Source organism: Methylobacterium sp. WL18 (assembly GCF_008040015.1).
Classification (GTDB): domain Bacteria; phylum Pseudomonadota; class Alphaproteobacteria; order Rhizobiales; family Beijerinckiaceae; genus Methylobacterium; species Methylobacterium mesophilicum.
Genome location: NZ_VRVD01001005.1, coordinates 1 through 1,123 on the forward strand (window position 1 = coordinate 1; position 1,123 = coordinate 1,123).

Genomic DNA, 1,123 nt, shown 5'->3' on the forward strand with positions numbered 1-1,123 from the left:
GGCCCCGGCCTCCCGGGCGATGTCCGCCACCACTACGCTGGCGCCGGCCGCCACGAGGCTGCGCGCCACCGCGGCGCCGAGCCCCGAGCCCGCGCCGGTGACGATGTAGACGCGATCCTTGATCATCCTGGCTCCCCCCGCTCGTTGGAGCTCCGGCGTAGCGTGGGATCGTACGGTCCGGAAGGCCGTTTCGACAGCTGGGCCGTTGACGTGTGAAAAATTCCCACATATGCAGGATGAAGTCATCGATGATTGTCGCGTCAAGTTCTGCTTGTCGTGCTGCCGGTGATCGAAAGTAAACAAGTGTTTCTGCGGCCGTAACACCAGAAAATCTGGCCGGCGGCACGGTCTCGACACGGTTCACTCCGCATCCCCGCGCCCGGGCAGCCCCGGGCGCGGCCGATCCCTCATGCCTGTTCAGGACCGCCATGCCTGCACCCTGGATCGCGACGGCCGCCCGGCATTGGCGGCATGGGCGGTGCGTCCGAATCCGCTTCGCCGAGCGGGGTCCGGCCCTGCGCGTGGCGCTCCGCAAGGCCGCCCCGGAGAGCGTGATCCTGGCCGGCAACTCGCATGTCGAGTTCCTCGGGACACCGGATTTCGGTGGCCGGCCCTGCATCAATCTCGGCATCGGCGGCAGCACCGCGGCTGATTGCGCGGCCCATCTCGCGGACTTGCGGGCCCCGATGCGCTGCGCGGCCTCGGTGCTGATCATCGGCACGAACGACATCCTGCGCTGGCGGCACCCGGAGCGGGCCTCCACCGAGCGCCGGTTCGAGGCCGAGGTCCGGCACATCCTGCGGATCCTGGAGGTCTGGTCGACGCAGGTCTTCGTGGCCGCGATCCCGCCGATCGGCGCCTGGGCGACGGGCCGGGATCCCGCCGCCGTCGCGGCCTTCTCGGACCGCCTCGCGGCGCTCTGCCGGGTAGGCGGTCACAGCTTCTTCGATCCGTTCGCGGCCCTGCGCGACGACGGCTCGGGGCTCGCCCGCACGGGTCTCCATCCGGACGGCGTGCACCTCGCGGACTATACCCGGCTGGCCGCCGATCTGGTCCGGCTGGTCGCCATCGACTCCGCCCCGTCCGCGCCCCGGCTGCGCGCCCCGGTCCCGGCGCGCAGCCT

2 protein-coding genes are annotated in these 1,123 nt (G+C 71.1%); one reads left to right on the forward strand and one right to left on the reverse strand.

The features are described 5' to 3' along the window. Positions 1 to 126, reverse strand: a 126-nt coding sequence (locus FV228_RS34600; protein WP_147857819.1) for an SDR family NAD(P)-dependent oxidoreductase, incomplete at its 3' end; no start/stop codon positions are given. A 302-nt stretch (positions 127 to 428) separates the two neighbouring features. Here FV228_RS34600 and FV228_RS30465 point away from each other — a divergent pair. Further along, on the forward strand, positions 429 to 1,123 hold a 695-nt coding region (locus tag FV228_RS30465; RefSeq protein ID WP_147857820.1), incomplete at its 3' end, for a GDSL-type esterase/lipase family protein.